At 37.3% G+C, this 26,821-nt stretch carries 25 protein-coding genes; 1 reads left to right on the forward strand and 24 read right to left on the reverse strand.

The genetic code is table 11. The features are described 5' to 3' along the window. Positions 1 to 30: 30 nt before the first annotated feature. The 16 genes from AB3U99_RS22525 to prfA all read right to left on the reverse strand — a co-directional run bounded on the left by AB3U99_RS22525 (position 31) and on the right by prfA (position 15,935). The gene (locus AB3U99_RS22525) at positions 31 to 480 is read right to left on the reverse strand and encodes a low molecular weight protein arginine phosphatase (protein ID WP_400244034.1); all 450 of its coding nucleotides are present in this window, start codon (positions 478 to 480) and stop codon (positions 31 to 33) included. Between the two features lie 222 nt (positions 481 to 702). Then, positions 703 to 1,272, reverse strand: a complete 570-nt coding sequence (locus AB3U99_RS22530; RefSeq protein ID WP_400244036.1) for a manganese efflux pump MntP family protein — start codon at positions 1,270 to 1,272, stop codon at positions 703 to 705. Between the two features lie 103 nt (positions 1,273 to 1,375). Then, a complete protein-coding gene (locus AB3U99_RS22535) occupies positions 1,376 to 2,416 on the reverse strand; it encodes an L-threonylcarbamoyladenylate synthase (protein WP_400244038.1) in 1,041 nt (346 codons plus the stop codon). After that, complete coding sequence (locus AB3U99_RS22540) at positions 2,388 to 2,510, reverse strand: hypothetical protein (protein WP_400244040.1); 123 nt, start codon at positions 2,508 to 2,510, stop codon at positions 2,388 to 2,390. The genes AB3U99_RS22535 and AB3U99_RS22540 overlap by 29 nt, the downstream gene beginning before the upstream one ends. Positions 2,511 to 2,589: 79 nt before the next feature. After that, positions 2,590 to 3,045, reverse strand: coding sequence for a GNAT family N-acetyltransferase (locus AB3U99_RS22545; RefSeq protein WP_400244042.1), 456 nt, complete (start codon positions 3,043 to 3,045; stop codon positions 2,590 to 2,592). Positions 3,046 to 3,117: 72 nt separating this feature from the next. Further along, positions 3,118 to 4,791: a sigma-54 interaction domain-containing protein gene (locus tag AB3U99_RS22550; RefSeq protein WP_400244043.1), complete on the reverse strand. Its 1,674-nt coding sequence runs from the start codon at positions 4,789 to 4,791 to the stop codon at positions 3,118 to 3,120. Positions 4,792 to 5,195: 404 nt separating this feature from the next. After that, entirely contained in the window at positions 5,196 to 6,770 is a 1,575-nt protein-coding gene (pruA, locus tag AB3U99_RS22555) for an L-glutamate gamma-semialdehyde dehydrogenase (protein WP_400244044.1), read from the reverse strand. A gap of 114 nt (positions 6,771 to 6,884) precedes the next feature. Further along, positions 6,885 to 7,799 carry a proline dehydrogenase family protein gene (locus AB3U99_RS22560; protein ID WP_400244046.1) on the reverse strand — a complete coding sequence of 305 codons (915 nt, stop codon included), beginning with the start codon at positions 7,797 to 7,799 and terminating at the stop codon, positions 6,885 to 6,887. A 1,028-nt stretch (positions 7,800 to 8,827) separates the two neighbouring features. Then, positions 8,828 to 9,709, reverse strand: coding sequence for a metal ABC transporter permease (locus tag AB3U99_RS22565; RefSeq protein WP_400244048.1), 882 nt, complete (start codon positions 9,707 to 9,709; stop codon positions 8,828 to 8,830). After that, entirely contained in the window at positions 9,709 to 10,617 is a 909-nt protein-coding gene (locus AB3U99_RS22570) for a metal ABC transporter permease (protein WP_400244050.1), read from the reverse strand. The genes AB3U99_RS22565 and AB3U99_RS22570 overlap by 1 nt, the downstream gene beginning before the upstream one ends. Further along, positions 10,617 to 11,351, reverse strand: coding sequence for a metal ABC transporter ATP-binding protein (locus AB3U99_RS22575; RefSeq protein ID WP_400244052.1), 735 nt, complete (start codon positions 11,349 to 11,351; stop codon positions 10,617 to 10,619). The genes AB3U99_RS22570 and AB3U99_RS22575 overlap by 1 nt, the downstream gene beginning before the upstream one ends. Before the next feature lies 1 nt (position 11,352). Then, positions 11,353 to 12,282, reverse strand: coding sequence for a metal ABC transporter solute-binding protein, Zn/Mn family (locus AB3U99_RS22580; RefSeq protein ID WP_400244054.1), 930 nt, complete (start codon positions 12,280 to 12,282; stop codon positions 11,353 to 11,355). A 223-nt stretch (positions 12,283 to 12,505) separates the two neighbouring features. Next, complete coding sequence (gene spoIIR, locus AB3U99_RS22585; RefSeq protein ID WP_400244056.1) at positions 12,506 to 13,249, reverse strand: stage II sporulation protein R; 744 nt, start codon at positions 13,247 to 13,249, stop codon at positions 12,506 to 12,508. 514 nt (positions 13,250 to 13,763) lie between these two features. Continuing rightward, entirely contained in the window at positions 13,764 to 14,009 is a 246-nt protein-coding gene (locus AB3U99_RS22590) for a hypothetical protein (protein ID WP_400244058.1), read from the reverse strand. Continuing rightward, entirely contained in the window at positions 14,006 to 14,869 is an 864-nt protein-coding gene (prmC, locus tag AB3U99_RS22595; RefSeq protein WP_400244060.1) for a peptide chain release factor N(5)-glutamine methyltransferase, read from the reverse strand. Before prmC ends, AB3U99_RS22590 begins: the two co-directional genes overlap by 4 nt. Further along, positions 14,862 to 15,935 carry a peptide chain release factor 1 gene (prfA, locus tag AB3U99_RS22600; RefSeq protein ID WP_400244062.1) on the reverse strand — a complete coding sequence of 358 codons (1,074 nt, stop codon included), beginning with the start codon at positions 15,933 to 15,935 and terminating at the stop codon, positions 14,862 to 14,864. The genes prmC and prfA overlap by 8 nt, the downstream gene beginning before the upstream one ends. Before the next feature lie 376 nt (positions 15,936 to 16,311). On the opposite strand from prfA, the gene AB3U99_RS22605 reads away from it, so the two are divergent. After that, complete coding sequence (locus AB3U99_RS22605; protein WP_400244064.1) at positions 16,312 to 17,190, forward strand: STAS domain-containing protein; 879 nt, start codon at positions 16,312 to 16,314, stop codon at positions 17,188 to 17,190. A 173-nt stretch (positions 17,191 to 17,363) separates the two neighbouring features. On the opposite strand, the gene AB3U99_RS22610 is transcribed toward AB3U99_RS22605, so the two are convergent. From AB3U99_RS22610 to AB3U99_RS22645, 8 genes are all read right to left on the reverse strand, one after another. Continuing rightward, positions 17,364 to 18,419, reverse strand: a complete 1,056-nt coding sequence (locus AB3U99_RS22610) for a hemolysin family protein (RefSeq protein ID WP_400244066.1) — start codon at positions 18,417 to 18,419, stop codon at positions 17,364 to 17,366. A 65-nt stretch (positions 18,420 to 18,484) separates the two neighbouring features. After that, a complete protein-coding gene (locus AB3U99_RS22615) occupies positions 18,485 to 19,792 on the reverse strand; it encodes a hemolysin family protein (RefSeq protein ID WP_400244067.1) in 1,308 nt (435 codons plus the stop codon). Between the two features lie 38 nt (positions 19,793 to 19,830). Next, a complete protein-coding gene (locus AB3U99_RS22620) occupies positions 19,831 to 20,217 on the reverse strand; it encodes a MerR family transcriptional regulator (RefSeq protein WP_400244069.1) in 387 nt (128 codons plus the stop codon). A 359-nt stretch (positions 20,218 to 20,576) separates the two neighbouring features. Further along, entirely contained in the window at positions 20,577 to 21,194 is a 618-nt protein-coding gene (locus tag AB3U99_RS22625) for a thymidine kinase (protein ID WP_400244071.1), read from the reverse strand. A gap of 340 nt (positions 21,195 to 21,534) precedes the next feature. Next, positions 21,535 to 21,735, reverse strand: a complete 201-nt coding sequence (gene rpmE / locus AB3U99_RS22630; RefSeq protein ID WP_400244074.1) for a 50S ribosomal protein L31 — start codon at positions 21,733 to 21,735, stop codon at positions 21,535 to 21,537. Positions 21,736 to 21,930: 195 nt separating this feature from the next. After that, the gene (rho, locus tag AB3U99_RS22635) at positions 21,931 to 23,205 is read right to left on the reverse strand and encodes a transcription termination factor Rho (protein ID WP_031538949.1); all 1,275 of its coding nucleotides are present in this window, start codon (positions 23,203 to 23,205) and stop codon (positions 21,931 to 21,933) included. An 837-nt stretch (positions 23,206 to 24,042) separates the two neighbouring features. After that, positions 24,043 to 25,326, reverse strand: coding sequence for a UDP-N-acetylglucosamine 1-carboxyvinyltransferase (locus tag AB3U99_RS22640; protein ID WP_400244076.1), 1,284 nt, complete (start codon positions 25,324 to 25,326; stop codon positions 24,043 to 24,045). Positions 25,327 to 25,788: 462 nt separating this feature from the next. Next, positions 25,789 to 26,646 carry a class II fructose-bisphosphate aldolase gene (locus AB3U99_RS22645; RefSeq protein ID WP_341194810.1) on the reverse strand — a complete coding sequence of 286 codons (858 nt, stop codon included), beginning with the start codon at positions 26,644 to 26,646 and terminating at the stop codon, positions 25,789 to 25,791. Positions 26,647 to 26,821: the final 175 nt, after the last annotated feature.

Consider the following 26,821-nt stretch of genomic DNA (forward strand, 5'->3'; position numbering starts at 1 on the left):
TCTTTTTCCCCCTTGTAAATAAAAAGCACCTTACCACTCGCTATTCATTATTTTTTCCATTATTTTATCAATCAGCTTTTCTAATTCCTGATAGGTTTCTCGATACATGGAAACAGATCCCCCAAATGGATCACTAACATCACCATTTGGATCATCCTCTGCAAATTCTTTTATCGTAAACGTTTTCTCAATAGAGGATGGATATGCAGACGTAAGCATATTTTTATGTCCATTCGTCATGGTAAAAATATATGTCGCCCAATCAATTAACTCTTTTGTTACCACAGCCGAAGAATGACTATGCTGGATTCCCTTTTCAGTCAAAACCTCTTGTGCTTGCAAAGAAGCAGCATTACCATCTATTGCATAAACACCAGCTGATTTTACTTCCACATCAGAAGAGAATTTATGCCTTAAAATAGCCTCAGCCATCGGACTTCTGCACGTGTTACCTGTACAAACAAACAATACACGAATCATCTCTTATCCTCCTTTTATATGTCTTTATTATAGACCAATTTACCTAAAATTTCTATTTACTTACAGTGAAACACTGTTCTTTTATCGGAGAAAACTAGTACATTTTTAGCATTTGTCTCTTGTTAATATTTTGAAAGTTAAATGTAGTTTTCAGAAAGTTTGTTTAAAACATCAAAAATTATTTAAAAAGCGGCTCCCATCATTTGATGAAAGCCACTTTCCCTATCCAAATACAGCTGTAAAACTAATTAATAGCTTTATTCCAAATACAAGAAGGATTGCCCCTCCAAGCATTTCTCCATAGGAACCTAACCATCCCTTTACTTTCCTGCCAATCAGTAAGCCTAGCCAGGTCAGCACCATTGCACTAATTCCAAAGCAAAGCAGCACAACTACTGTTCTTGCCTGGTATATTCCTAGACTTAAACCAACAGAGAAGCTGTCCAAGCTTACACTGACTGCAAACAGAAGTAACCCAAACCCAACCGGTGTTATCCGGCTTGTCTCTACTTCTTTAAATCCAGTCCAAATCATTTGAATCCCTAATAAAACAAGCAATGCACCACCTATATATCCGGCTATTTCACTAAAGTTTTCCGAAAGAAGCTTACCTGTAATCATTCCAAGCAGCGGCATAATTACATGGAAGATTCCAATCACAAAGCCGATTTTTGCGATTTGCTTTAATCTTAGATGAAACATCCCCATTCCGAGCCCAACAGAAAATGCATCCATACCTAAAGCAAATGCCATTAAAATAAGTGTAAATAGTTCTCCCGCAATTGCAGACATTTTTTGGCCCCCTTGGACTTGCTAATTAGAGATTATGCACGTCCAAGTTCATTTAGAAGTGGGATTCTGCAATATTTTCAGATGAAAAAAAATTTTCTAATCTTTATTTAATCACTTGATGGGAAGCAGCTTTCATTAATCTATTCATGATTGCTTGTCCAACACCCTCTGCTGGAAACATTTCACCAAAGATTATATCTACTTGCTTATGATCAAAGCTCCGCAAACCATCGTAAAGCTCTGTAGCTACTGTGGATAAATCTGCCCGTTTTCCACAAGCATAAATAAAATCAGCATGATAATATCCTTTATTTTCTGCTGTTGTAAGAACACCTACTTTATGTCCTTTTTGTTTTTCTTCTTCTACTAATAATTGAATTTTTTCCTTTGAACCGTCTACTAAAAACAATGGTGCATTGGGAGCATAATGGGTATATTTCATACCTGGCGATTTCGGCTTGATCTCCTTATTAGTCAGCGCCTGATCCATTCTTACTTCTCCCACAACACTTTCCAGCTGTTCTTTCGTAATACCACCAGGACGGAGAATAACTACCGTTTCCTCCGTACAATCAACAACCGTTGATTCAACTCCTACTCCAGTTGGACCTCCATCGACTATTCCTGCGATAAAAGAATCTAAATCCTCTTTTACATGAGATGCTTTCGTCGGACTTGGTTTTCCAGAACGGTTAGCACTTGGAGCAGCAATTGGCAAACCTGATTCTTCAATGATTCGTAAAGCAACAGGATGATCGGGCATCCGAATGCCTACTGTGGATAAACCAGCAGTGGCAACTTCTGATAACATCCCTTGTTTCTTTTCAAAAATAATGGTTAGTGGGCCAGGCCAAAAAGCATCCATTAATTTTTCTGCTGTCGCTGGCACCTTTTCTACTAATTCATCTAATTGCGCTCGTTTTGCAATATGTATGATAAGCGGATTATCAGACGGTCTTCCTTTAGCAGCAAATATTTTTGCAATAGCTGAATCTTCCTTTGCATTTCCACCTAATCCATAAACAGTTTCAGTCGGAAACGCAACGACCTCATTTTTTTTCAAAAGATCAGCAGCTTGTTGTATTTGTGAATAACTTTCTTCCTTATCCACATTTTTATCCACCGACCAATAAATTGTCTTCATTTGAATCCACCTTTTTCAATTCTAATATTTCTTCCTCAAAATCGCTTCTAATTCCCCATTTTTCGACAATACCATCATTTACTGAAAAGGACAAGTATCTCACCAAACGGGGATAAAAATCTGATTTGTCCACAAATTGTGAATAAATAGTATGAAAAAGTGGATAACTTATGCTATTTATTCACAATATTCATAGGGATATACATAAAATGGGACTTATCAACAGCAAAAACGCTTTTTACAGCATTCGACTCCTTCAACACCTGTGGAATATCGTCCATGTCTATCTTCTGAAACCCTAATAACTGAAATAATTGAATAGAATGATGGTTATTAACACCGCAATAGATGGCGTCCATATCTTTTTCTTTCGCTAATTTTAGAGCTTGCTGAATTAAAAACAAAATATCTTCTACCGTTCCCTTGGAAAGTACCATCGAACGAAGCAAACCTACTTTTTCAAACGGCTCTATCCCAATTGTTCCGATAAGCGTCTGATCAGCTTCAGTTTCCATTAGCAAAAAGTAATCAAGCCATTCTTCCAATCCTTCTACTGTCACTTCTGCTTTATTTAGAAAATCAGCAATTTTTTCTACGTCTGCTGTTTCAGCTTGTCTAATGATATGCATTTCATCCGTCACCTCTTCATCTAGTATTTATTCTATTACTATGAAAAGGTTGCGAAAAAAATGCTAGATTTTCTACTTTAAACCAAACTCTTTTATTTTGTTATATAACGTTCCTCTGGAGATTCCTAACAATGTAGCTGCAGCACTCTTATTCCCATAGGTTTTTTTGAGTGCCTCTTTTATGCGCTGCATCTCATTCTCTTCCTTATTCCCTTTTTCTCCTCGAATAGAAACTTTATACTTATCCACAATTTTAGCAGGGATATGCTCCAGCATTATTTCATTATTGTCTTCACTTACCAACACACTGTGCTCAATCACATTGTTTAGTTCTTTTATATTGCCAGGCCAATCATATGCACACAGAATATGCAATGCTTGGTCATTTATTTTGACTACTTTTTTATTGTGTTTTTCTTTATACATTTTAATAAAATCGCTTACTAGACCTGGTATATCCTCTTTTCGATTTCGGAGTGGCGGAATGTCAATATGAATAACACTAATTTGATAATAAAGTTTTTCATTAAACAGCCCTTTCCTTACTAACTCTCCTAAAGGCTGGGTAGAAGATAGGATTAATCTTGTTGCCGTTTCTTTCTGCTGCTCTCCTCCAACTCTAGTAAAAGATTGATTCGTCATATAATATAGAAGTTTTTCCTGAACAGCAAGTGGCATCTTATCCACTTCTTCAATAAACAGTGTACCCGTTTCTGCCTGCTCCATCTTTCCTTGCATTTCTTCTGTCTCTCTAGAATCAAAGGTCATTTTCTGATAGCCAAACAGCTCCATTTCTATTAAATCCTTCGGAACCGTTGAACAATTTAGAGATAAAAACGGATTACTCCTCTTAGAACCACCGTAATGAATCGCCTGTGCAAGCTGCTCTTTTCCTGTACCTGCTTCTCCGTTAATAAGAACTGGTATTTCTGCCGAAGCTACTTTTTGAGCAATTTCAACTGCCCTTTTGACCTCTTTACTTTCAGATAAAAGGGAGGAAAACGGCTCTTCCTTTTGTACATACAGGGATGAATTCGAATCCAACTCTTGATTTAAACGAATGAGCTTGGTTATATCACGTTCTGTTGAAATGCCACCGATTATTTCATTTCCAACAAGAACGGGGGAAGCGTTAATTAATACATGGGTATGTTCATTCGGCCGATGATAGGTCCCTCTAATCGGATTGCCTTCTTTTAAGATTTTATGTAATTGAATCGATTCTGAGTCAAAGTGTTCTCCAATTTTTTTGCCAATAATCGCTTCTTTTTTTATATGATAGGTATCCTCTGCCACACTATTCCAGTAGAAGACAGTTCCGTTCCTATCTACAGCTGTTACTGCGTCGTTAACGGTTTCTGCCAATGTTTCAAAATAAGTCGTGACATGTCTATTTTCCTTTTGCAAAGTCCGAATTCTTGCAGCAGCCGTCACAATACCTCGATAATTCTTTTCCCTCTTTATAATTAATGGTCTTAACCAATTGATCTCTTCTTTATTTATCTCCTCGCATGAAATAACAGCTGATGGCAATATCCCGCTTGCACGCAGCCAGGTTTTAATTGTTTGACTTTTACCCACTGCTGACAAAAGGAACTGCTCTTCTTTTCCAATCGTATATAACTGCTCACTTTCTATAATGACGTAGGAATAATCGAGTAGTATATCTGTTAGTCTGCTGATTTTTTCGTTGTCTGAGAGGAGGATAAATGAAGTTTCTATCTCCTGTTGTGAATCGGTAAACATGGCTTAATCCTTTCTTTCCTTATTATTGATAATTTATCATTAAATAGTCGTTTTTTCCAATGGCTGTTTCGTAAAGTTTCTTGCTATGAACCGCAGCCGCAATACAATTCGTATTCCGCGGGGCGAGCGGCAAGCCTTTCTCGCTAATCCCATAGAAGGGAGTCTAGGTGTATTCAGGCTGCTCCGTATTCCTAATTAATTTATTTTCCCTTTTGAAAAAGCAACAATCTTATAGAAAACAGCCTTTCCAATAAGGGGGAATGTATCAAAAAAGCTGTCTCCTAAAGGGAGTCGCACGTGAATGATTAATATGCAGAAGTTTGTTTACTTCTTTCTAGTAATATTCTTGTGATTCTCTTTAAAGGAGACAGCTTGCTAATAGCTTATTTAATTAATCTTTATTATTACAGCACTTTTCTCGTACTTAATTTTGCTTGGGTGAAGAGTAGAAGATAGTCGAACCCACCTGCTTTGGAGTCTGTTCCGGACATGTTGAAACCTCCGAATGGATGCACTCCTACTAGTGCCCCTGTACATTTTTTATTAATATACAGGTTGCCGCAATGTTGATTTTCTAATGCGTATTGGATTCTGGCTTCTTCAGCTGAAAAGAAAGAGCCTGTTAATCCATAATCGGTATCATTATATACATCGATACCTGTTTTCCAATCAGGCACTTTACAAATGGCCAATACTGGACCAAAAATTTCTTCTTTCATAATTCGGGCATCTGCAGGAACGTCCGTGAAAATAGTTGGTTCCATATAATAGCCGTTTCCTTGTGCACGGGATCCACCTGTTACTAGCTTTCCTTCCCCTTTACCGATTTCAATATAGCCCAATATTTTGTTTAATGCTTTTTCATCAATAACTGGCCCTACTGATGCATTTGTTTCTGGCAGACCAATAGCTAAATTTTTTGTTCGTGCTACTACTTTTTCTACCACTTGATCGTATACAGACTCTACAATGATTGCTCTGGAGCCAGCAGAACATTTCTGCCCTTGGAATCCGAATGCCGCTGCCACAATCGCTTCTGCAGCTGCGTCAATATCTGCTGTTTCATCCACAACGATGCCATCCTTTCCGCCCATTTCCGCCACAATACGTTTTAACCAAATTTGACCTGGCTGTACAACAGATGCACGTTCATAAATCCGGCATCCTACTGCTCGGGAACCAGTGAAAGAAATAAACCTCGTTTTTGGATGTTCTACTAAATATTCGCCTACTTCCAAGCCATCTCCTGGAAGATAATTAATAACTCCAGATGGTAATCCTACCTCTTCCATTAGCTCAACAAACTTAGCGGCAATAACAGGCGTATTATCGGAAGGCTTTAAGATAACTGTGTTTCCTGAAACTACACCAGCAACTGTTGTTCCTGCCATAATAGCCAGTGGAAAGTTAAATGGAGAAATGACAATGCCAACACCAAGCGGAATATACGTAATCTTGTTATCCACTTCACCAGCGGTTGAGTATAGTGGCTGATTTTTCGATGTTTCACTTAATCGAATCATTTCTCTTGCATAGAACTCAAGGAAGTCAATTGCTTCTGCAGTATCTGCATCTGCTTCTGCCCAATTCTTCCCTGACTCTAAGATTAAGTAAGCGGAAAACTCATGCTTTCTTTCTCTCATTAATTTCGCTGCTTTAAACAAATACTCAGCACGCTCTGACGCGTTTACCTTCTTCCATGTCTCAAATGTATGTAATGCTTCTTGCATTGCTTTTTCTGCATATTCTTTATTCCCTTTACTAACTTCTCCGATTACTTCATCAACATTTGCTGGATTAATCGAGACTGTTTTTTCTTTTGTCCTAATTTTATCGTTCCCAATGACAAGCGGATAAGTTTTTCCTAATTCCCCTTTTACTTTTTGAATAGCCGCTTCCATCGCTTGAATGTTTTCTATCTTTGTAAAATCAGTAAATGGCTCATTTTTATAAGGTGGGATACTAGTAATGTTTGTCATGTTTATTTCTCCTTTTCGTTTTATTCATTTCGCTTTTCAGAGTTGAATTTTTCCAATCATTCTCTAAATCTATTAACATTTAAAAATAAAAGGGGAGCTCTTATACAGCTTTGCTTATTTAAACAAATTTTTAAGAATAAACCATACATTTGCTGGTCTTTCTGCTAATCTTCTCATAAAATAGCCGAACCAATCTTTTCCGTATGGAACATATACTCTTACTTTGTAGCCTTCTTTCACTAGCTTATTTTGCAAATCCTCACATATGCCATACAGCATTTGGAATTCAAACTTGTCTTTACCTATTCCATGCTTATTAGCAAGCTCTTTTGTGAATTGAATAATTTTTTCATCATGGCTGGCAACTGCTGTATAATTTCTATTCAGCATATGCATTTCAATGATTTTTTTATAATTTTCATCTACGTCTTTTTTCTCTGGAAATGCTACATCTGGCGACTCTTTATAAGCCCCTTTTACAAGACGTAAATTTGCATTTAATTCATTCAAATGTTTCATATCTTCTTCTGTTCGATACAAATAAGCCTGAATGACTAAACCAACATTATCAAATTCTTGACGGAGCTCTTCATAGATATCGATTGTTATTTGACAATGAACATAGTCTTCCATGTCGATACGAACAAAATTTCCGTATTGGTTAGCTCGGGAAACAATTTTCCGCATATTGTTCAAACATAAGTCTTTATCAATATCTAATCCAAGTGATGTCATTTTCACCGATAAATGCGATTGAACCCCTGATGCATGAATTTCATCTAATGTTTTTAAAGACATGATGGTTGATTCATTTGCTTCTTCTTTCGTGTAGACGAATTCTCCCAAATGATCAAGTGTAACTACTCGGCCGGATTTGTTTAATTCTGCGACTTTCGAAATTGCTTCTGCAATGGATTCACCCGAAACGAATCGTTTGGCTCCAAAGCGTAAGCCATATTTGCGAGCTAGTTTATTTGCGGATTTATTCTTTGCTAATGACTGAAACATATTTCTCCATGCAACTTCCATTATCATGCTCCCCTTTTGAACACTTTTGTTTAAAATGTATTCACTGTACATTTATGTTTAATTTATGCTTTGATTATACAATAGGACTTCCTGGAAAATCTATAATTTTCTGATAAATTTTTATTATTTGATTAAATAAAATACTGGAAGCGCATAACCAACGAAAATATTTCTATCTCTATTAATAAAACCCGTTGATTTCCGCTTCGGGTAATTGCTTCGCGCAGGGAGGAATGGAAGCCTCCTTCGCCTGTGGGGTCTCCCGCTTCCCCTCACTTCCCGCAGGAGTCAATTCCCCTACGCTCCAACCAACTCAGAATATTGAACTTCATTTATTTATAAAAGTACTAACTTTACAAAAGAGACTTTAATAAAAAATAGCTTTTAAATTTAGTAAACATCTGTTTTGGATGCATATTACTCCCTTTTCACTGAACTAGCACATACACCTCTCCAAACTAACAATTTCTTTGAAATACCCTTTCCAACTATAAATCTCCTTATTCCGTCCAATCAAAAAAAGATTATCCTAAAAGTACGCTTCTCAAAAGAAGAGGTTGGGATATAAGTATTCCAGCCATAAAAAAACCCGAACAACCATACGATCCATATGATTGTTCGGGTTTATTTCGGTTTATAAAAGGCTGTTTCAGTAAAGATGGTGTTATTATCCGCAGCTTGAATACACTTCGATTTCCATGGGGCGAGCGCCGAGCCGCTTCGTCACTTAAGTTCCTGCAGGGTCTCGGACTTTCTCGCAGCTCCCATAGTCTACGTGTATTTAGGCTGCTCCGTCTTTCCAATTAATTAATTTTTTCTATTTCCATAATTGTTTATAGAAAAACAATCTTTAAAAATGAATTAGTTTTTACACTGACTATATTTAAAATCATAAATAACTAGCATGGAAAAGTAGCCTTTATTTAAGAGCTAAATTAAGGATTGTTCGTCTTTACAGATTGGCTATTTAGTTTTGTCCCAGCCTCACTTTTAAGAGAGTACTTCTAAGACAATCTCTTTAACTAATATTATATGTTCGCCGTCTTTTTTCTACCTATAAAACGCCTTGCTAAAACTCCATATTTTGGGGAGCAAAGAAAACTGATCATAAAAATGATTCCTGTGGAAAAGGCCATTGCCCCTGAGATGGAGGTATCTAACCATACCGCCATATAATAGCCAATAAATGCGGACAGAATCCCAAAGCCACTGCTTAATAAAAATAGAAAGGATAAGCGATCTGTCCATAAATAGGCGGCTGCGGCAGGAGTAATCAGCATAGCTACTACCATAATTGCTCCAACCGCATCAAATGCAGCAACAGTTGTTAATGACACTAAAGACATAAACAGATAGTGCATAAAGATAACAGGAATACCCAGACTTGCAGCAAGTGCAGGGTCAAAAGATGTTATTTTCCATTCTTTATAGAAAGCTATTATAACAACGACAACAACTAGCAAAACAATGCTTAGTAATACAACTGCTTCTGGTATACTTCCAAGGAGGGGAATTTCTATTCTCTCCCATGGGATAAAAGTAATTTCTCCCATCAAAGTATGCTTCACATCTAAATGAGCATTTCCCACTTTGGTTGCAATTAGAATGACCCCTATCGCAAATAATGTCGTAAAGACTATCCCGATAGAAGCCTCCTGCTGTACTCCTCGTGTATGAAGCCATTGAATAACAATTGCAGTAACCAAGCCGGTAATAACCGCTCCAATTAACATATGGATTCCTGTTAATTCTCTAGTAATTAAATAGGCACATACAATCCCCAAAAGCACGGTATGGCTTATGGCATCTGCCATCATCGCCATCCTTCTTAAAATTAATAGGACACCAATTAGACCACAGCTTAATCCAACTAATGAGGCAGTTAACAATATCCAACCTGTATAGCTCATTATTGTTCTACCTCCTTCGTCATTTCTAATAGTGCCATGCTCTTACTCTGTCTTTTTTGCTGAAAAAATACAACTGCCAATCCCTTCTTACTTCCTAAAAATAATGATACGAGGAAAACAGAAGAAGCTGTTACCACAATGAAGGGTCCGGTCGGCCATCCTTTGCCGATTGTACTAAGCAATGTCCCAATCATTCCCGAACTCCCACCAAACAAAGCGGATAGAATCACCATCACTTTAAACGATTCCGTCCAATATCTTGCACTAACACTCGGGATTATTAATAAGGCGGCCATTAATATAACACCAACTGCTTGAATCCCAACAACAATGACTAATACAAGGATCGCCATATATAGTGCATTCATCTTAGTAATCGATATGCCTAAGCCTTTAGCAAAGCTAGGATCAAACAAAAAGATTTTCCATTCTTTGAACAGGAGAACCGTTATGAAAAGCACAATAAGAGCCACTGTCATCATTGTCCAAACATCCTTGGATACCATGGAAGCTGCTTGCCCAAATATAAAACTGTCTAAACCACTTTGATTACCGCCTGGCATCCGATTAGCAAATGTTAGCAGCATAATCCCTAAGCCAAAAAAGACGGATAAAACAATTCCCATTGCCGCATCTTCCTTCACTCGACTGGAGCTTCTTATCCACTGAATGAAAAAAGCACCTAATAACGCAGTAACTGCTGCTCCCATAATCATCACAAAAAGATTTTTTTCTCCTATTATCATAAAACCAAGTACTACTCCTGGTAATGCTGCATGAGAAAGAGCGTCACTCATTAAGCTTTGTCTTTTCCAATAAGCGAAGCTGCCAATAACACCAGCGGCCATTCCTAATAAGAACGTACTAAATAAAACCGATTGGGCATTATAAGAAAGAAAACTAAACATTATCGCTTCTCTCCCATCCAATGCAAAGTACCACCATACGCTTTCCTAATATTTTCTTTCGTAAAAGTTAAATGGGTTGGTCCATGTGCTATTACCGTTTTATTTAATAGGAGAACATGATCAAAATACTCTTCGACGGTTTGCAGATCATGATGAACAACCATCACTGTTTTCCCGCTCTCCTTTAGCATCTTTAACGTCTCCATGATTGCTTTTTCTGTCGTTGCATCGACACCCGCCAATGGTTCGTCTAAGAAATAAAGATCCGCATCTTGGGCAAGAGCTCGAGCGAGAAATACCCGCTGCTGTTGCCCACCTGATAATTGGCTAATTTGCCGTTTTGCAAAGTCTTCCATCTTCATTTCTTTTAACGCCGCCATTGCTTTTTGCTTATGTTCTTTCTGCGGCCACTTTAACCAGCCGATTTTTCCATATTGCCCCATCGTTACAACATCTAGGGCATTTGTCGGAAAATCCCAGTCTACAGAGCCGCGCTGAGGAACATAGCCGATCTTTGATTTTGCTATTTTATAGTTTTCGCCAAAAAAACGAACCTTACCAGTAATAGCTGGATGGAGTTCCAACATCACTTTTAATAATGTAGATTTCCCAGCACCATTTGGGCCAACAATACTCGTTAGCGTTCCCGGCTTAATTTGAAAATTCACATTGGATAACACCTCATTTTTTCGATAGGCAGCTGAAACATTCTCTACAGTAAGAATCGTCTCCATATTACTCCACTCCTCTGCTCAATGCTTGATAAATAGTTGAAACATTATGTTCATACATCCCTATATACGTTCCTTCTTTTGAATCTGCATCCCCCATAGCATCTGAGAATAATTCTCCACCAAGCTCTATATCGAGCCCCTCTTTTTTCCCACCTTCAATCACTGCATTTATGGAAGCAGGGTTAATGCTACTTTCGATAAAAACAGCAGGAACTTGATGCTCCACTAGTAATTGAATAGTCTCCTCTATATCCGATAATCCAATTTCCGCTTCCGTGCTAAGACCTTGTAGACCAACAACCTCGATATCTAGCATTCTTCCAAAATAACCAAATGCGTCATGGGCTGTAACTAATACGCGTTTATCTGATGGCAATGTTTCCAACTGCGCTTTTGCTTCTTCCTTCAATGTATCCAATTTTTTAAAATACGCTTGCTTATTTTTTTCAAAATAATCGCTATCATCTGGTAAAGCTTTCTTTAACTCGCTTGTTGCTGCATCAAGTGATTCCTTCCATAAATCAATATCGAACCAAATATGGGGATCAATTGCACCTTCCTCATCCTTTAAAAGCTTTTCCTCTGGGTTAACTTCTCCAATAGCAAGAACCGGCCTTGTTTTTCCAATTTCTGCAAATACCTTAACCATATTCGCCTCTAGATGTAATCCACTATAAAAGATGATGTCAGCATCCTCCATTTTCTGGATATCTCCTTGTGTAGCTGTATATAAATGAGGATCAACACCAGGTCCCATTAGGCTTTTCACCTCTACTTTATCGCCGCCAATTACCGACATTGGTTCTGCAATTTGTGCAATCGTAGTAACAATCGTAAGCTTACCGTCTTCCTTTGATCCTGTTGATTCAGCTGAACACCCTGTTAAAAAAACGAACGTCATTAGTAATCCTGTTAATACAACTTTCCACATTGTTATTCCTCCTTTCATCATCACAAAAATCATAACCGATGGACAATTTGTTTCCCTAAGGAAACTTTTGTGTTTATATACAAAATACTTAACTATCTGAAAAATGTCAATGGTTTAAGATAAATTAGGTAAATTTCCTTAACTTTTTTTGTTTGGGGCAGTATTTTAAGTGCAAAACAAATAAAGATGCTCTCTAACGAGCATCTTTCCTAACCATTGCCTATTATCCAAAAATCTTATCCCATAACTCTACTAGGAAAAATTTCACTTTTACTTTCTCTTCTTCCTCTTTAACGAATACAGGATCTTCTTTCCCTTTCTTTTCGACTTTCTTGTCTTCTTTCTTTTCTACCTTTGCTGGTTTTTCCTTTTCTACGTTCTTGTCTTCTACTGTGTCTGCTTTGGCAGCTTTTTCTTTATCTGCTTTTTCCCCTTTCGCCTCTTCCTCAAATCCATCACTTACTGCTACTCCGTTAGAAAAATCTAAGAAGCATAATGGCGGGAAAAGGACACACCACCAATTGGCACCTTCCCCTTCCCCTAAAGTAATAAGAATCGCATCATATTGACCTGCTGGATATAAGAACTCACCATATAGCTTAGTTGGAAAATCTACTTTATCAAACGTAACATTCACTGCTTGGTTTGCTTTTTCTTCCTCTACTACTCTTTCCGCAATCCGCTGAATCTCTGGTAACTTTGCCTTTAGTACGTCTTTTGCTGCTTCCTTGGAAGTCAATTCAGAAACCCAGTTTGTAATTTCTTCATTTACAGCATCTCTTACTTTTCTTTTTAATGCCTGATCTGCTTCTAAATCACTATTAGCTAAGATTCTAAGACGAATCGCATCATTCGGAATGATTACCTCATTGTTTGCTGCCACTTCAGTTTTTGGAATATATAAACTCATAATAGTTGTTAGAATAAGTACAAATAAATAAATAGTTGCCATCGGTTTGTTTTTCATCTTTAGCACCGCCCCTTCACTAACACAGTGTGGACAGATTAATAGAATCTTAAACTAGTAAAATTTATTTTTTCTGAGCTGTTTTTGTAGGGTAATCTGCTCCAGGCAGATATGGTGGATTTTACTTGTGGTTTTGGCTTCTTTGCTTGCGATTCATCCTTTTACTTGCAGGTTCGGCTTCTTTGCTTGCGACTTTCATCCTTTTATTTGCGGGTTTGGCGCCTTTACTTGCGACTTTCATCCTTTTATTTGCAGGTTTGGCGCCTTTACTTGCGATTCATATTTTTACTTGCAGGTTTGGCTTCTTTGCTTGCGACTTCCATCCTTTTATTTGCGGGTTTGGCACTTTTACTTGCGACTTTCATCCTTTTACTTGCAGGTTCGGCATCTTTACTTGCGATTCATCCTTTTACTTGCAGGTTCGGCATCTTTGCTTGCGACTTTCATCCTTTTATTTGCGGGTTTGGCACTTTTACTTGCGACTTTCATCCTTTTATTTGCAGGTTTGGTGCCTTTACTTGCGATTCATATTTTTACTTGCAGGTTCGGCTTCTTTACTTGCGACTTTCATCCTTTTATTTGCAGGTTTGGCGCCTTTACTTGCGACTTCCACACTTTTACTGGCAACTTCAGCATCTTCACTTGCGACTTCCACAACTAAACAAAAAAGACATATTCCACACACCTTAACAAGTGTATGGAATATGTCTTCAAACCCTTCGCTTAAGGGCGGCGGATAAGCAGAATTTAAATAAATCAAAATCCAACTTCTGCAAATACCATTCGATCTTTTCCATTAATATCAAATTGTACTTCTACTTTTGCTTGAGGATATGCTGCTTGTAACAGCTGTGCTACTGAGTTGCTTTGTCCTGCGCCTACCTCAAATCCAATAACCGCTTTTTCCTTTAGAACATGAGGTAATTCTTCACAGAGTCTTTTATACAGAACAAGACCATCTTCTCCTGCAAACAGCGCTCTATGCGGTTCATGCTCGGTAACAACGTCAGACATTGTCACGATATCTCCTTCTGGGATATATGGAGGATTGGAGAGGACAATATCAACCATTTTACCCTGTGCAATAAATGGCTGCAGCAGATCGCCCTGTATGAATTCTATAGCCTCTGCACCTAAATTCTCAGCATTTCGCTTTGCTACAGCTAACGATACTTCATAAAGATCTGTAGCTATTACATGCAACGAAGGATTTTCAAGCTTCATCGTTACTGCAATCGCACCGCTTCCTGTTCCCACATCCACTAGCTTTAAAGGCGCATTTTTCCCAAACAGCCTATCTATTCGCGCAAGAGCAGATTGAACAAGCTCCTCTGTTTCAGGTCTAGGAATAAGCACTTCCTTATTTACCGCAAAGGCTCTGCCATAAAATTCTTCCTGTCCAATAATATATTGAACAGGCTGTCCTTGGGCATGTAAGTAGATCAGCTTTTTAAAGCTTTCCATTTGCTCTTCTTCCATATCTTCTCGGAATTTTACGAGCATTTCCGATCTACTCACTTGTAAAGCATGCCTTAGTAATATTTCTGCAGCGTATTCTTCCCTGCCGTGTTCCTTTAAATAAGAAGAAGCCCATTTTAGGGCTTCGAATACTTTACACATCGGAAGCACTTTCCAAACGACTAGATTGTTCTTCAAAAATAAGCGCATCGATAATATCGTCCATTTTACCTTGAAGAATTTGATCTAGCTTTTGAATAGTCAATCCAATACGGTGGTCTGTTACACGGTTTTGCGGGAAGTTATACGTACGAATTCGTTCTGAACGATCCCCTGTTCCCACTGCTGATTTACGTTGTTGATCATATTCCGCTTGTGCTTCTTGCTGGAATTTATCATAAACACGAGCTCGTAATACTTTCATTGCTTTTTCTTTATTTTTAATCTGTGATTTTTCATCTTGACAGGAAACAACAGTGCCTGTTGGAAGATGCGTTAAACGGACTGCAGACATCGTTGTATTAACACTCTGTCCTCCAGGTCCGCTAGATGCAAATGTGTCAACACGAATATCTTTTTCGTGGATTTCAATCTCTACTTCTTCTGCTTCAGGCAAGCATGCTACTGTTGCAGTAGATGTATGAATACGACCGCCAGACTCTGTTTCTGGGACACGTTGTACACGGTGGGCACCATTTTCAAATTTCAATTTGCTGTATGCACCTTTTCCATTAATCATAAAAATGATTTCTTTGTAGCCACCAACACCAGTTGAACTTGCATCAATGACTTCCATTTTCCACCCTTGCGCCTCAGCAAAACGGCTATACATACGGAAGAGATCCCCTGCAAATAAAGCAGCCTCATCTCCGCCAGCAGCTCCCCTTACTTCCATAATAACGTTTTTATCATCATTCGGATCTTTAGGGATTAACAAAATTTTCAAACGTGCTTCTAATTCTTCAATACGCGTGGCAGTTTCATCTAGCTCTTCCTTCACCATTTCGCGCATTTCTGAATCTAGCTTTTCTTCCAGCATCATTTTTGCTTCTAGATGCTGTTCTTTCACTTCTTTATATTCACGATAAACTTCTACTGTTTCTTGAATATCCGATTGCTCTTTCGAATAGTCACGCAGTTTTTTTGTATCATTCACAATTTCAGGATCACTTAATAATTCATTAAGCTTTTCATAACGATCCTCTACAGCTTGAAGACGATCAAACACACTATTCACCTCGTTTTTATCCATAACGTATTCATTATATTATAGGCTATTTTCTCCGTCAAAACCAATTCTTATGAAAAATGGCATTTATGGCTTATTTTCACTTCTCATGAAGCCCATTGCTTTCCGCAGGGATGGATGGACGACTCCTCTCACTTCCCGCAGGAGTCAGCTGTCCTCCGTTCCAACCAACTCTGGAAAACACAACTTCCCTACATATTCAAAAGGCATTAAAATCTACGAAAATAATCTTCGAGAACATTCTTCTTCTCAAACTAAATGCTATTATTTGTCGAATAGCCGCAAGAATTCCAGAGTCAATTTTCCCTTTATCTATTATAATAGATATAACACTAGAAAGAGAGGATATGACAGTATGTCCCTGACCAATCAATCCATTTATGAATATGTGATGGAGCAGGCTCCAACCATAACAAAGAATTGGTTTGCCATTAAAGATGGGGAAGTAGGGTCTATTTATTCTAAGAATACTTCCCCATCTGTTGCGAAGCTGTTAACAAAACAGCATACGTATACGATTCAAACTGTTATTAGCGCTTTTCTAGAAGATGAGAGCATTTTTGCTGAAAATCTAGAGCAGTGGGCAAATACGGTAGCAAAAAGTAGAGTAGAATTAGGAACACCAGTTCATGAAGTATTACTGGCATTAAGTGTTACAAGACAAGTCATTTGGGATTCCATCGAACAGTTTATTCTTGAACAAAAAAATGTACCGACAGCATTAATTTTACAATGGAGTTCAAAATTCCACTTTACTTTTGATAGACTAACAAATCAATTCACAACGATGTATCATGCTTTTACAAATGAAAAGCTTCATTGCCAACAGGAATTAATACAGCAATTAAGTGTCCCTGTTATTCCGATTACAGAATCAATTGGAGTTCTCCCATTAGTCGGAGACATCGATAGCTTACGAGCAAAATTAATTTTAGAGACGGTCCCTGTTAAATGTAAAGAGGAAGGGATTAATCATTTATTCATTGATTTATCTGGCATTTCTTCTATCGATACAATGGTTTTGCATGAGCTAATGAAACTAACAAAAATACTCTCTTTCATTGGCATTGAGGCGACTATTTCTGGACTTAGTCCTGATACGGCACAAATGATTACTACCTTAGGAATTAGTTTAGGGAATGTCCCTACATATAGCACGCTGAAACAAGCGTTGTCCTTTGAACAGACGCCCGTTCAAAAGGCTTTGCATTTAAAAGTAAAGCCAGTGGATTAACACTGTTCTAGCTCCAATATCTATTACAAAAAACAAACTATTTTAAAAAAAGCTCCGATAATTTCTGCTTATTTCACTCAATAGAAAGCCTAATGTTCCAAGAGATAATAAGTGATTATCGGAGTCTTTGCTAGTATGATGTTTCTATGAAACTAGTAAATTGGTTAAGCGAATTAATTCAGTAACTTTTCCCCTACAACAAACTCATCACGTATCTCGCCAACAATTTCTTCTAGTATATCTTCCATTGTGACTAGACCGACAATTACGCCTCTTTCATTCTTTACTAATCCCATATGCACTCTTTCCTGCTGCATTTTAAGAAGAGCGCTTTTGATAGGTGCTGTTTGGAGAAAAATAGGCATCTCATGAATAAACTCTTCCATTTTTGTTTCTCTTCCAGCAACTACATTTGTTAGCATCTCTTTAGTATTTACATAGCCTACCAGCTTTGTTTGATCCTTTGTAACAGGATATCTGGTATATTCATGTTTATCCAAAACAGTCAAAATCTCTTCAAAGGACATTTCTAATTCTACATTTACAATTTGCTCTCTTGGAATCATAATTTCTTTCAGAATTCGATTATCAAAAGCAAAAATATTCTTTAAATACGCTAATTCTGTTTGATTGATTTCGCCACTTTCATAGCTTTGGTTAACAATGAGCTTTAATTCCTCTTCTGAGTGAGCTGTTTCATGCCCTATCGGTTTTATACCAAACCATCCAAGTATTGCTCGCGATGAGCCATTCAATGCGTGGATAACCGGCTTCGTAATTCTTCCAAACCAATATAATCCAGGAGCTAGCATTAACGTCATTTTTTCCGCATATTGGATTGCTAATGTCTTTGGCGCCAACTCTCCAATTACTACATGCAAAAAGGAAACAACTGATAAAGCTATCGCATAAGAAAGCACAGTTGATAAAGCACCTGGTACATCGAACCTTTCAAACAAAGGATGAAGCATCTTTTCCACAGTTGGTTCTCCTAATGCTCCTAAAACCAATGCGGTAATTGTTATGCCCAGCTGACAGGCAGATAAATAATAATCCAAATCATGCGCTACTTTCTTTGCTATGACCGCCTTTTTATTACCTTCTGCAATTAACTGATCAAGTCTTGACATTCTTACTTTTAATATAGCAAATTCAGCACCTACAAAAAATGCTGTCAATAAAATAAACACTGCTACTAAAAACAAATTTAATAGAATAATACTGTCCAATTATTTCCCTCTAGCCTTGAGGGATTCACCTCCATGATTATAGATAAAGCAGTTTTTCATCCTAGCTAGTTTTTCACCACGTTTTGAGTAAGACATACCTCTTTAATTTGGTAATTGTCCATATCTGTTACCATCCATAAACGGTCACCCTGCTCTACTTGATCTCCAATCTGAGCAGTATCCAATAGCTTATATTGAATCCAGCCTGCTATTGTATCAAGCTCTTCGCTTTCTTCAAATGGTATCCCAAAACGTTCTTCTAATTCATCTAGCAATACACGGCCGTTAATGAAATATTTATTTCCCGACTCCCGGATATCCGCTACTTCATCTGCATCAAACTCATCACGGATTTCACCAACAAGTTCTTCTAATATATCTTCCATCGTCAGTATACCAGACGTACCACCATATTCATCGATAACTAACAGCATATGCACTCTTTCTTGCTGCATTTTTAGAAGGGCATCCTGCAAGCTTGTTACTTCCAATACAACCGGAAGATCACGGACAAATTCTTTTAATTCGCGATTTCTTCCCCAAGCCATTTGTGTCAGCATCTTCTTCACATTAACGACACCTACGATATGGTCTTTATCTCCATCTTCTGTTACTGGATAACGAGTATAATTATGCTCATCCAAGATATTTACGATATCGTCGTATGACATATCTTTGTTTAGCGTAACAAATTCCGTTCTTGGAACCATAATATCCTTCGCTACCCTTTCATCGAAGGAGAATACATTTTCCATATAGGCAAGCTCCGTCTGGTCGATTTCTCCACCTTGGTAACTTTGCGTCATTACTATTTTTAATTCTTCTTCCGAATAAGCCTGTTCATGCTTAGCAGGTTTTATCCCCATTAAACGAAGCACTACTTGTGCAGATCCATTTAATGCCCATATAAAGGGTTTCATCACTTTTCCAAACCAATATAATGGCGGTGCTAGCATTAAAGTTAATTTCTCGGAAAATTGAATGGCAAGTGTTTTTGGAGCCATTTCTCCTACCACGACATGCAGAAAAGTTACCAATGCAAAAGCAATTGCATACGACGAAACAGATGCGACAGATGGAGAAGCATTCATTAAATTAAATACTGGATATAATAGTTTCTCAATTGCTGGTTTCCCTAATGCACCAAGACCTAGTGCTGTAACAGTAATACCTAGTTGACATGCCGAAAGATAATAGTCTAAATTACCAGCTACCTTCTTCGCGACAATTGCCTTTTTGTTTCCTTCTGCAATTAGCTGCTCTATTCGTGACATTCGAATTTTAACTACAGCAAACTCAGAACCAACAAAGAAAGCTGTCAGCACTAATAATAGTGCTAGTAAAAATAAATTTGTTATCGTTATTATGTCCAATTATTTCCCTCTTTTGAGGGATTCACCTCCAGGAATAATTACAGTAAAGACAGTAATTTCATTACGTCTAATAATTTTGTTTCAAGTGTGTGATACACTTTCTTTTTCTCTTCCTGCGGCGCATCTTTCAATCTTTCTTCCAATGATGTCAGCTTTTTATGCAAACATGCAATTTCATTCTGTACCTCATTCATAATTGGCTCTATTTCATGATCTTCTCTTGATTGAATAATTTTTCGAATTTCTTCAATTGACATCCGTTGTTTTTTCAAAAGTTTGATTCGTTCCAATGTATGAAGAACATCTTCCGAATACAGGCGATAATTGGAATCAGATCGCGTTACAGGAAGCAATTTATTACTTGTATAATAATCAATCGTTCTTGTTGACAACCCACTTAATTTCGCCACTTGGCCAATTCGCAATAACGCCTTCCCAATGAAAAAACCCCCTTTTAGTTTATAAGATATCTTTATCATAGCACAGAGAAGAAAATCCGTACAGTACCACGTTATGGTTATAGGTTCTGTATTTTTTCGTTCTAATTTTGAAAGGAATTATGATGCTGGAATGGGGAACTCTCTCTGTTACCTCTCGACTTGCTTTTTCTTAGTTGCGGGCTCTGAGCGGTTCACCCTGTTTCCTGTTTCCTTTGGCTTTCTCCCTCATTCTTTCGGACATTGACTTAGGTTCGTCAACCTCTCTCTTTTCCCTTAAATACTCATGCCAACATAAAAAGCTCCTGCTAAGAAGGACAAAACCATTCCTAACAAGAGCTTTTTTCTTATAAAGCCGTTGATGTATTATCTTGATTTGCTTTTTCTGTATTTCTAGGTACTTCATGATGATGACGGCATCGTGGTTCATACGATTCAGATGCACCTACTAATATTACCGGATCTTCGTAGCAAGCCGGTGCACCATTAATCAATCTTTGTGTTCTGCTTGCAGGAGATCCGCAGACTGCACAAACCGCTTGAAGCTTTGTCACTAATTCTGCAATCGCCATTAATTCTGGCATTTTTCCGAATGGCTCGCCTCTAAAATCTTGATCCAAGCCAGCACAAATGACACGGTGTCCACTATTTGCCAAATGCTGAATAACGCCAATAATTTCATCATCAAAAAACTGTACTTCATCTATTGCAACTATCTCTATATCGGAAGTCACATATTCAAAAATGTCGGCTGATTTACTAATAGGAATCGCATTAGTCGATGTGCCATTATGTGAAACAACAGATTCATCACTATAGCGATTATCAATACTTGGTTTAAACACTATAAACTTCTGCTTAGCAAATTTCGCCCTTCTTACACGACGGATGAGTTCTTCTGATTTTCCCGAAAACATACTTCCACAAATAACTTCAACCCATCCATGATGTTTCATTACATACATGAAACCGCTCCTTCCTAGTATAAAACAACTTCTCACTTTTCTTACTCTATTCTGCTTTTTCTATTTTAATCGTCAGGATGTGAGTATACATAGAATAATTTCACTACCAACATTCTCTCTTACATACTTTAACAGCTATTAAGGCTGATTGAAATAATATATTCGACTCAACCATCATTTTTAACAGCATCTCATAACAGAAAAATAATCAAAAAATGCATTAAGATACTTAAGAATAAGAGCTATGAGGTTTACTTTCATTCTTAAATATCCTAGTATAGGTCAAAATAAAAAACAGGCAAGGAGAAAGTAACTTCTTGCCTGTTCTTGATATTTCATATTACTTAATGCCGTATTTTTTGTTGAAGCGATCAACACGTCCGCCAGCTTCAGCAAATTTTTGACGTCCAGTATAGAACGGATGACACTCAGAACAAGTTTCAACTTTGATTTCTTTTTTAACAGAACCAGTTATGAACTCGTTACCACAAGCACATTTCACCGTAATTTCGTTATAAGTTGGATGAATTCCTGCTTTCATTTCTTTTCATCTCCTTCCGCCCTGCAACTTTCGAAACAGAGTTATAAAACAATGCCGTAAGCACTGTAATTTTAAAAACACATTGAGTATATTATAACAAGGACATTCTTGTTTTGCAACACTATTAACAATGCATTAATTACCAAATATTGAAAACTACTTAAAGCATTTCCAACCCCTTGAATCATTTAGCTCTTAAGAACGCTTAGCAGTGCCAGCTTTCATTTGTTCTCCTAGGATAGCAAAGAAGTCTTCATTGCTTTTTGTTTGTCTTAATTTTCTTAGGAACTTTTCAGCAAAGTCTGGTGAATCAGACATTGATTTACGAATAGCCCATAGCTTGTCTAAATGTTCTTTCGGAATCAATAATTCTTCTTTACGTGTTCCAGAACGTCTAATGTCAATAGCTGGGAATATTCTTCTTTCTGCTAATGCACGGTCTAAATGAAGCTCCATATTACCAGTACCTTTAAACTCTTCATAAATAACATCATCCATACGTGAACCAGTATCCACTAACGCTGTAGCTAATATCGTTAAGGAACCGCCCTCTTCTATATTACGTGCTGCACCAAAGAATCGTTTTGGACGATGGAACGCACCAGGATCTATCCCCCCTGATAAGGTTCTTCCACTTGGAGGAATAACCAGGTTATAAGCGCGGGCTAATCTTGTAATACTATCCATCAAAATAATAACATCACGCTTATGCTCCACGAGACGCATCGCTCTTTCTAAGACTAATTCAGCAACTTTAATATGATTTTCAGGAACTTCATCAAAAGTAGAGCTCACTACATCTCCACTTACAGATCTTTCAATATCCGTAACTTCTTCCGGTCTTTCATCAATTAGTAAAACAATAAGTTCTGCTTCCGGATGATTATTCGTAATACTATTTGCTATTTCCTTAATCAACATTGTTTTACCAGCTTTTGGAGGAGCCACAATAAGACCACGTTGCCCAAATCCTACAGGTGCTAATACATCCATGATTCTAGTAGATACATTTCGTTGTGTTGTTTCTAAATGTATTTGTCGATTTGGATACAGAGGAGTTAGAGCTGGAAAATGAACTCTTTCTTTCGCTGTCTCCGGATCATCTCCATTAACCGCTTCTACCTGAAGTAAACCAAAATATCTTTCGTTTTCTTTTGGAGGACGAACTTTCCCAGAAACTTTATCCCCATTTCTTAAATCAAATCTTCTAATTTGAGATGCAGATATATAAATATCCTGCGAACTTGGAGAATAATTAATCGGTCTTAGGAAGCCAAACCCTTCTGACTGAATAATTTCAAGAACACCTTCCATGAAAAAATAACCCTCTTGCTCTGCTCTTGCTTTTAGGATCGAAAAAATCAGCTCTTTTTTTGTCAACTTACTGTAATAGGCAACTTTATATTCTCGAGCTAATTCATACAACTCTTTTAATTTCATATTTTCTAAACTAGATATATTTAATCCCATTTTTACACCACTCTTTTGTATTTTCAGTTATCCCTACCATTTATTTAGAAATGTGGGAAGGTTAATCTTCTGTTTGAGGCGGACGCTTTTTGTGAAGAGAAATTTTGATGCGAGAAATAATTAATGTGAAGGATGGAAAAGAAGATTCCTACTTCTTCTCCAACTATCGATAAATCGTACACTTTCATTTTTTTAAGGCTCGCTTCATGAGAAAGGCTAAGTTTTTATTAATAGAGAAGAATAAGCCATTGTACGAATAGAAATTTATCTTAAGAGGAGTTTTTATTTTATCCTTCATGTTTATAATGCTTCTTTCGAGAAATCTATCAAAAGCACTCTCTATTTTACCTCCATCTATGAAAAATGTGCAACAAGAATTTTTTTACTGTCTCCTTGTTTACCCATCAGTGGAAGCAAAATATGGATGAAGTCTCTTATGATCCTTCTTTTTTAGGATGGCTCGAAAAGGAAGGTACGTGAGGAAGCTTAATGAATATTCCCGTTTTGAAGGACATTGATTCTTTCATCAACGCAAATGAAAAGGATGGTCCCGACATCCTTTATTGTGAGTATTACTTTTTTATAAGTATCGGAATGTATTGATTAATTATACCTGTTTCAACTAAAATTCTCTTCTGGTAAACTTTATCTTTTGGGCAAAAAGGGTTTTAAGTCTGCTTCTCTGTTACCTTCCACTCTATCTTTTTGCGTAAAAGGGCTTCTGCTTCTTTCCTGTTTATGACAGGGGGAAGGTCATCCCCCGCTCATCTTTTCCACTCAAGAATGGAAAATCCTTTTCAAATAAAATAATGCAACTAAGCCAACATGCATTATGCATTATCTATTTATTTGTTCATATTCTTCTTCGGTCATTTTTTCGCGCCAGATTGTAGCTCCTAAACCTGTAAGCTTTTCTACAATATGACTATACCCTCTGTCTATATGCTCTAGTCCTGTTATTTCCGTTACTCCATCGGCCATAAGTCCTGCTATCACTAATGAAGCTCCTGCACGCAAATCACTTGCTTTTACTTTTGCCCCTTGTAAATGAACAGGTCCATTTATAATCGCAGAACGTCCCTCCACTTTTATCGCGGCATTCATACGACGCAGTTCATCTATATGTTTAAATCTAGCACCATAGATTGTGTCTGTAACCATGCTTGTACCATTTGATTTTGTTAATAGAGACGTGAATGGTTGCTGAAGATCTGTTGGGAAACCTGGGTATACCAGTGTTTTGATGTCTACTGGTTTTAGCGAACTGTTGGAGCTCACAAACACTTGATCATCACTTGATTCAATCGAAACTCCCATCTCCCTTAATTTCGCAATTAGAGACTCTAAGTGCTGTGGGATTACGTTATCGACAAGGACTCCATCTCCAACTGCTGCACCAATAATAATATACGTACCCGCTTCAATCCGATCAGGGATAATCGTATGACGACAGCCATGCAAATGCTCTACCCCTTCAATTCGAATCACATCGGTTCCAGCACCTTTAATTTTCGCTCCCATATTAGTTAAAAGTGTTGCCACATCAATGATTTCCGGCTCTTTTGCTGCATTTTCAATGATTGTCTTCCCTTTTGCTCGAACTGCTGCAAGCATAATATTAATTGTTGCTCCGACACTTACTACATCTAAATAAATTCTTGCTCCTCTTAACTCATCTGCCCGAAGATAAATTGCTCCTTGTTCATTTGTAACCTGTGCACCAAGTGCTTCAAACCCTTTAATATGCTGGTCTATTGGTCTTGGTCCAAGATGACATCCACCAGGTAATCCAATAACTGCCTTTTTGAATCGTCCCAACATTGCTCCCATTAAATAATAAGAGGCACGCAATTTTTTAACCTTCCCATTCGGCATAGGCATAGAAATCATGGTAGAGGGATCTATTGTTATATCAGATGCTGATATAGATACCGCTCCACCTAGCTCTTCCATAATTTCTTTCAATATTTGAACATCTGAAATGTCAGGCAATCCCTCAATCATTACTGGAGATTCAGCTAATATGGTTGCTGGTATAAGTGCAACAGCACTATTTTTTGCACCACTTACCCTTACCGTTCCTTTTAATGGAGATCCACCTGCAATCATAAGTTTTTCCATTTCTAGCTCCCTTCTAAGCCAATGCAAAAGTACAAGTTCTGCTATAAGTTAATCAAGATGAGGCTTGGATGTAGAATCTTGTTTGAATTACTGTTACTTATTATACCAAATATTAAGACTTAATGGAAAAGTATATATGTATGAACTTTTGTTCTTATTCAATGATAAAGTACAAACATTTTTAGTATTACCTATAAAGCAAAACTTCAATCAGTTAGAGATTGCTCGAAAGTAAGTTTTATCACTTTCCTCTTTTTGTTTTTTTAATTCCCAAATACTTCTTTAGTAGCCTCTATCCTACAATACTTAATTTTTACCATATTAACTAACAGTTTGTACGGAGGTATTCTCTAATTTCTTATTTTAGACTTTTGCACTGTCCTAGAAAAATTCAGGCATAGAAAAGGAGGATATCCTTAAGGGTATGTCCCTATAAAGATATCCTCCTTCTATTTTTATCAATTACGCTCTATTTGAAGAACCGAATTCTTTGATTTTGCCGATTACTGTTGCTTTAATCGCATCACGAGCTGGTCCTAAGTATTTACGTGGATCGTACTCTTCTGGTTTAGCAGCTAATGTTTCGCGAACTGCTTTTGCAGAAGCAATTTGGTTTTCAGTATTAACGTTGATTTTAGCAGTTCCTAAAGAAATTGCTTTTGTGATATCTTTTGTTGGGATACCAGTACCACCGTGTAATACTAATGGTAAACCAGTTAAGTTACCGATTTCTTCCATTTCTTTGAAACCTAAGTTTGGCTCACCTTTGTAAGGACCATGAACAGATCCTAAAGCAGGAGCTAATGTGTCAATACCAGTACGTTTAACAAGCTCCACACATTCGTTAGCATCAGCATAAATTACGCCTTCAGCTACAACGTCGTCTTCTTGTCCACCAACAGTACCAAGTTCTGCTTCAACAGAAACACCTTTAGCATGTGCATATTCTACTACTTTAGAAGTGATTTCAACGTTCTCATCAAATGAATGGTGTGAAGCATCGATCATTACAGATGTAAAACCAGCATCAATTGCTTCTTTACATTTTTCAAAGCTTGAACCGTGATCTAAATGAATAGCAACTGGAACAGTGATGTTATAGTCTTCGATTAAACCTTCAACCATTTTTACAACTGTTTTGAAGCCAGCCATGTAACGAGCTGCACCTTCAGATACTCCAAGAATTACTGGAGATTTCTCTTCTTCTGCAGCTTGAAGAATTGCTTGAGTGAACTCAAGATTATTTAAGTTAAATTGACCAACAGCATAGCCTTCTGCTTTTGCTTTGTTTAACATGTCTTTCATTGAAACTAAAGGCATATTTCTTCCTCCTTATTTAATGATCGTTCTTTGTTACAAGAGAATCTTTATTAAATTTCCCAAAGGAAAGTTGAATATGTATATAATACCTCAAGTAAACGAAAACGAATCATTCCTTTTAAACTCAATTGTAATCATACCAAAATAAAACAAGAAATGCTATCTTTCAAGCTTT

The organism is Niallia tiangongensis (genome assembly GCF_044704065.1).
In the GTDB taxonomy this organism is placed as follows: Bacteria; Bacillota; Bacilli; order Bacillales; family Cytobacillaceae; genus Niallia; species Niallia tiangongensis.